The 6,755-nt window shown below is 36.0% G+C and carries 4 protein-coding genes; 1 reads left to right on the forward strand and 3 read right to left on the reverse strand.

Going from position 1 to position 6,755, the window contains the following annotated elements:
• Positions 1–99 precede the first annotated feature (99 nt).
• Complete coding sequence (locus ACP6PM_RS23300) at positions 100–1,158, forward strand: hypothetical protein (RefSeq protein WP_426588848.1); 1,059 nt, start codon at positions 100–102, stop codon at positions 1,156–1,158.
• A 444-nt stretch (positions 1,159–1,602) separates the two neighbouring features.
• Here the strand turns inward: ACP6PM_RS23300 and ACP6PM_RS23305 are convergent, their stop codons facing one another.
• The 3 genes from ACP6PM_RS23305 to ACP6PM_RS23315 all read right to left on the reverse strand — a co-directional run.
• Complete coding sequence (locus ACP6PM_RS23305) at positions 1,603–2,070, reverse strand: GUN4 domain-containing protein (protein WP_426588850.1); 468 nt, start codon at positions 2,068–2,070, stop codon at positions 1,603–1,605.
• A 26-nt stretch (positions 2,071–2,096) separates the two neighbouring features.
• A complete protein-coding gene (locus ACP6PM_RS23310; RefSeq protein ID WP_426588852.1) occupies positions 2,097–4,277 on the reverse strand; it encodes a protein kinase domain-containing protein in 2,181 nt (726 codons plus the stop codon).
• A gap of 743 nt (positions 4,278–5,020) precedes the next feature.
• Positions 5,021–6,755, reverse strand: a 1,735-nt coding sequence (locus ACP6PM_RS23315; RefSeq protein ID WP_426588854.1) for a protein kinase domain-containing protein, incomplete at its 5' end; no start/stop codon positions are given.

Consider the following 6,755-nt stretch of genomic DNA (forward strand, 5'->3'; position numbering starts at 1 on the left):
ATGCTTTTGGCTTTCACATAGTAGCAGTAGTCGAGAGACAATGTTAATTTTTGTAACATTTTTTGTCTGTTATCAAATTTCTGTACTATCAACTTAGTTGTGAGTGCAAAAATCAAGTCACACTTTGAAGGAAAAAAATACATCATGGAAGAAATAACAAAGTTCGATAACGCAAATATTGAAAATAAAGCACTTCTTGAGATTAATCAGGAAGCTCTTGCAACTTTAGAAAGCACAGATGCTAAATCCTTAGAAAGCACAGATGCTGAATCCTTTATCAAGCCTTGGATTCCAGTTCCCAGACCTTGGTCTGTAAAACAAGTGAATGGGAAAGAGTATTCTGATAATGCAGATAAGGATACAAATGGATTACCTGATCCAGGACAGACATTATTGTGGGCAGGGAATGGCCTGACAAGTGATGGGGTAGATTATCCCACTGGTGGTCAAGTAGATGCTATGGCAAACTCTGGTGATGCTTATTTTAATTCTCTGGTTGGAGACAGGGTTGCAATGCTGTTTTCAACTACCTATGAGGACCAAATAAGATATGAACTGCCGCAAGTACAAGTTGGTGGTATCTGGGCTACTAAAAATCAGATCGATCAACCAGGACCAGGGATAGATCAGGGGGTTCACGATGTGGATGGTCTAGAAGTATGGGGCCCAAACAACTTCTCGGATGCCACTTATTACTCTGTGTACGGTGATGTTACATTTGATCCTCTCACCAATAATGTTGTCTCTGGAGCAGTTTTCGATCAAAGCAATAACGTTATATTCAGCCGAGAAGAAATTGCCAAAGCTGTTGCAAATGTTACTCAGATTGACCCGAGGAAAATATTGGGCTACGTTAATGTAGATGCCATGATGGTATCCGGAAAACAAATTGTTTTCAGTATTGACTCCATCCCAGAGTTAGGTTTAGATGGAGGTGAGATTTTTGTTTACAATCAATCGACTGGTGCTAGTAGCTTCTTATATCACGGTGGGCATCTCTGGGACACTAGCTTTAATGTCCAGAAGACATACGGCACTGTAACCGAGAATATTAACGCTTTGGAGGCTGTACCTATTCACACTTATACCTGGGATAGTGAACCGCTGATTCCCGATCTTTCTCCTTTAGATGTTTCAGCAGTTGGCTTCGAGGTTTGAGTAGAACAAACTACTCAAGCTTTGTAATCAAAGAGAGTTGACAGAATCCCGACGGTGTCCTTAGGCAACACCGCGGGATTCTTCGTAGTTTATACAGAGGTGATGTCGAACCCCTGTGTAGTGCTTATTACAGTGAAATACCTCCTGGTTGTCAAGGGTAGTGTGGGTCTTATTTGTGGAGGTGTGCGAAGGTTATAGCAGTAGAAGGAAAGGTTCGGACATTTTAATACCAATCAGAGTTTATACTAAAATTAAAAATTATACTACTGGAGCGACACACCTAAAATTTTGCAGCTGATTCACCAAACTCTTAACTATCCGGCTTAACCCACCGAACATACCGAATATTAAGGATTCTAGCTGTCTTAATCTTTGCTTGTGCATTCATTCTCTTAATCACTCATTAATCTGGCTATAATGTAGATTAACTATAGGAAATTTGCATTACAAATTACATTTTATTAGTTGATCCATCAGATAATGGTATGGAGCAAGTGCAGCACTTGTTCTTTCACGATGGGGGGCGGGAAGATGACCTTTTGGTGAATTTTCTGGAAAATCAAAGCCTAGCTCATCATATTTTAACCAGTTATCATTTTGATACCATCCAACAGTTTTGCTAAAAAGTTTATAGGGTTCTTCTTGAAAATTTCTTGGCTTATTTCCTGTTGGTAAATAGATTAGTTTTTGTACGCTGAAACCAAAATATCCATTAGAATTTTCTACCCAAAGTTGGTCTATTTTCTTGAGGTCTGAACAAGGAAATGTAGAGATTGAAACAGAGTCTAACCATCCTTCTGATTTCCGGTTGGCAACTTGAAGCATAATATTTTCTGTTTCCCGATCTGCTTCTTTCCACTTTCCTTGTGCAAGGAGGTTTTCTAGTAGACTTCTCCAAAAATGAAAAATCAAATCAATTCTTATCCATAAATTATCAATTACTCCCCCCTGTTCCCTGTTCCCTGTTCCCTGTTCCCTGTTCCCTCTTTTATGGAGATGTCTAGTTTAGAGTAGTCTGCGGGTAATTCACCCCAGACTTTAATAGTTTTATCATCGCTACCGCTAATGATATTTTGCCCATCGGCACTGATAACTACAGAAGTAACAACCCATGTATGACCATTGAGAGTAGCTTTGAGACTTCCTGTTGCCAAATCCCAGATTTTGATAGTCTTGTCTTCGCTACCACTAACAATAGTTTTCCCATCTGGACTAATGGCAACAGACCAAACCTCCTTGCTATGACCAGTCAGGGTCTGTTTCAGACTACCCCCTACCAAATCCCAAATCTTAATGGTGCCATCAGCGCTACCACTAACAACAGTTTCTCCATTTGAGCTGATGGCAACAGAAAAAACTTGGTCGTTATGACCAGTGAGAGTAGCTTTGACACTACCCGTTACTAAATCCCAAACCTGAATAGTGCCATCACCACTACCACTAACAATAGTTTTGCCGTCGGGAGTAATAGCAACAGAATAAACAGCGTTACTATGACCAGTGAGAGTAGCTTTGACACTACCCGTTGCTAAATCCCAGACCTTAATAGTGCCATCAGCGCTACCACTAACAATAGTTTTTCCGTCGGGAGTAATAGCAACAGAATAAACATCGTTGCTATGACCATTCAGAGTAGTTTTGAGACTTCCTGTTACTAAATCCCAAACCTGAATCGTGCCATCAGCACTACCACTAACAATAGTTTTTCCGTTGGGAGCGATGGTTACGGATAAAAAGCGATCGCTATTACCAGAGAGAGTCCCCTTGAGACTACCAGTTACCAAATCCCAGACTTTGATGGTTTTGTCATAGCTACTACTAACGATAGTCTCTCCATCTGGACTGATGGCAACAGAACGAACCCAGTCATTATGACCAGTGAGGGTGTGAATTTCAGAAATATTTGTGGCGGAAGAGAGAGTATTGCGGGTTGGTGAAGGTAATAAAGTTGGAGAAGGTTTAATTGCAACTTCTTTATCTCGTTCATTGAGAGTAGGTGGTGGTGAAAATGTTTCCCGGTCTTGAGCGTTGAGGGTAGGTGATGGTGAAAATGTTTCTTTTTGCCTAAGAATATTAGGAATAATAATAATACCAGCAAGAATAGCACCGCCAGCAATACCTAAACCTATTTTAACCCAACTGCGGAGAGGAGTTGATGAAGGTTGTGGGGTAAATGACGGTGAAGCAGAAGGAGGAATAGTAGGTTGTTGATTATTAACCTGATTTTTATGTATTAAAACTGTTTCTTGTTGTGATTGGTTATTCACATAATTATTATTATTTAATTCGACAATATTATTATTATTATTATTTAATTCTACAATTATTTCATCAATAGTTTGATAACGATGTCTCCAATAATCGGCAACCATTTTATCTAGAACTCTACCCAATTTTTCACTCACATTAACTTGGTTTTTCCAGATAAGTTCACCAGTGGATGGGTCTTTAGCTAATCGACTTGCCTGCATTCCAGTTAATGCTTCAATAGTCATCATCCCCACAGCATAAATATCACTACACAATCTCGGTTGACCTGCTGCTTGTTCCCCAGGCATATATCCGGGAGTTCCTACTGCTATTGTGTTGGTTGTATGACCTCCACTGGTTACCGTTAATCCTTTAATTTCTTTGACTGCTCCAAAGTCAATTAAAACTATTTTTTCATCAGATTTTCTCCGCATAATATTCTGAGGTTTTAAGTCACGATGAATTACATTTTGTTGATGTACATACTTTAAAACTTCTAAGATTTCAGTTAATAGTTGAATTCCTTTTTGTTCAGTAATTTTTTGCCCTGTATAAACCTCCTTTGTTAGATCGTTACCTTGAATAAATTCCTGAACGAGATAAAATTGTCCGCCCTCTTCAAAGTAGGCAAATAATCTGGGAATTTGATTGTGTTCTCCCAGACGTTGTAATGTAATTGCTTCTTTTTGAAATAAAGTTTTAGCAACTTGAAACACTTGCGGTCGGGGGTCTGATGGAGCTAGTTGTTTAACAACACATTGAGGATGATTAGGAAGGTCTAGATCGGTAGCTAAATAAGTGGTGCCAAAACCACCTTTGCCTAACTCTGATAAAATTTTATAGCGGTGTCTAAGTGTTTTGCTAGTCATTATTTTTTTTATTAAGTTATATCATGTTCGGATAATCACTTATAATAAAGTATATGGTTTGTAGTATAGCTCTCAGCCCGAACTGTAGATAGGGCTGAGAGCTATACTACGAACTGTAATTATAATAACTATTTAACCGAACATAATATTATATCAATTTTATATTATTACGACTCAGCAGCCAGAAGTCAGGAGTAAGGGATTATTCATTAATGGATAATGGATAATGGATAATGGATAATTACCTCTGGTTAAAACCGTACGGGAATTGAATATAAGGAAATATCCTAGCACTTTTTTCCCATTGAAAGGGGAGGCTTTTAACCTGAATTATTTAATTAATAATTATTAATTATTAATTATTCGGTAAATACAGCAATTTTCAGTTTGCTAGACCACAGCAAATGGCATTTGCCCTTACAGGGTTTCGGTTATGACGATGTGGTTCACTCATATGAAAAGCGCTGTAAGCTAGAGTAGTAATATGAAATACTAAAATTATTGCTATATATTCCCCCTCTTTTTAAGGGAGTAAGGGGGGATAATTAGAGCATAGTTTATTGCATTTCATATAATATAATTTACATATCAGTTGAATTATTGCCGTTAATTTATCCATCAGGTAAGTTATTAATTATGAGGTTCTCCATAGTTTTTTGATTTTAATTTTGTGAGTTTTTTCTCTTGGATTTGTATTTTACAATTTTAACTAAAATAATGAAACAGATTAACTCTTAATTTTTTTATGTAGATGACTTAAACGCTTCTATATTACATTCATCAAGTCTCTGTGAAAGAAAGCAAAAATATGAATGAGAATTCGACAAATACCAACGCCTTCTTATTAAATAGTTAAGCCTAATTATTCTGCTAACCCAAATCAAAAATAACAAAATAGCAAAAAAGATAATAAATACTAAAATAACAAAAATTCCACGACCAATCAAAGCACCATATTTGTGCTGCGCCTTTAAAATCAAAAACAAATTATTAATTAAACCACCATAGATGTAATACAAATTTAAAACTAAATAACTATAAATGCTAAATAGACCGACTATACTAGAACAAAATGCTAGTCCACAAAATACAGACCAAAATCCGATTTTTGAAGTTATTAAGACCGGGAGATGCCCTCTAGGAGCTTTGTTTTTAAAGATTAAATTACAATATAATAACCATCCACCCATAAGTCCCTTATTTCGCTTCAGTTTCCATCCAATTTTCTCAGCAAATTCTTTATAAGTTTCTTTTGTAAATTCTAAGGGATTATTTCCGGTATCCAAGTAAATTTGCTTTTGTACGCTAAATCCAAATTTACCATTACTGTATTGTTGCCAAAGTTGGTCAATAGTTTGCAAGTCAGTACAAGAAATTTGTTTCATGTTCTGGGAATTTAATCCACAGCCAAATACTCCAAAAAATTTTACTAGCCATTTTATTTTCGTGGCTTTTTGTATAATTATATTTGTTTCCCAATTTGCCTGTTTCCACTTTTTTTCTGCTAATAAATCATGCAATTTAGTATAGTCAACATTCTTAAATATTAAAGCTGTTGCTTGTTGTGATGTGGAAGACTGTGATTGATTATTTACATTATTATTAAACTGCTCAGATAATTCACTTGAAATCCTGCTAAAAAAGTTGTTAAATCTTAATACCCAAAGAGGTTTATTGTCAATATTTATTAATTCATTTATCACTTCATCAATATTTTGATAACGATGCCTCCAATAATCGGCAACCATTTTATCTAAAATTCTACCCAAATTTTCACTCACATCAACTTGGTTTTTCCAGATAATTTCACCTGTAGATTTATCTTGTGGTAATTTACTAGCTTTAATTCCAGTTAATGCTTCAATACCTATCATTCCCACAGCATAAATATCGCTACAAAATTTAGGTTTACCTGCTGCTTGTTCGCTAGGCATATATCCAGGAGTTCCCACAGCTATAGTAGTAATTGTATGACCTTCTGTTGTTACGGTTAATCCTGTAATTTCTTTGACAGCTCCAAAATCGATTAAAACTATTTTGTTATCAGATTCTCTCCGCATAATATTCTGAGGTTTTAAGTCACGATGAATTACATTTTGCTGATGCACATATTTTAAAACTTCCAAAATTTCAATTAATAGTTTGACTACCTCATTTTCACTAAACTTTTTTCCAGAATAAATCTCTTTTGTTAAGTCATAACCGTTAACAAACTCTTGTACCAAATAAAATTGTTTTTCCTCTTCAAAGTAAGCTAGTAATTTGGGGATTTGATTATGTTCTCCCAGATGTTGTAATGTTCTTGCTTCCTTATCAAATAAAGTTTTAGCAATTTGAAAAACTTTTGGTCGTGGGTCAGAAGGAGCCAGGTGTTTAACTACACATTGAGGATTATTAGGAAGGTCTAGATCGGTAGCTAAGTAAGTAGTACCAAAACCACCTTTACCTAACTCTGATAAAATTTTATAGCGATGTCTA

Origin of the sequence: Dapis brunnea BLCC-M229 (genome assembly GCF_050015995.1) — a bacterium.
Lineage (GTDB): Bacteria > Cyanobacteriota > Cyanobacteriia > Cyanobacteriales > Microcoleaceae > Trichodesmium.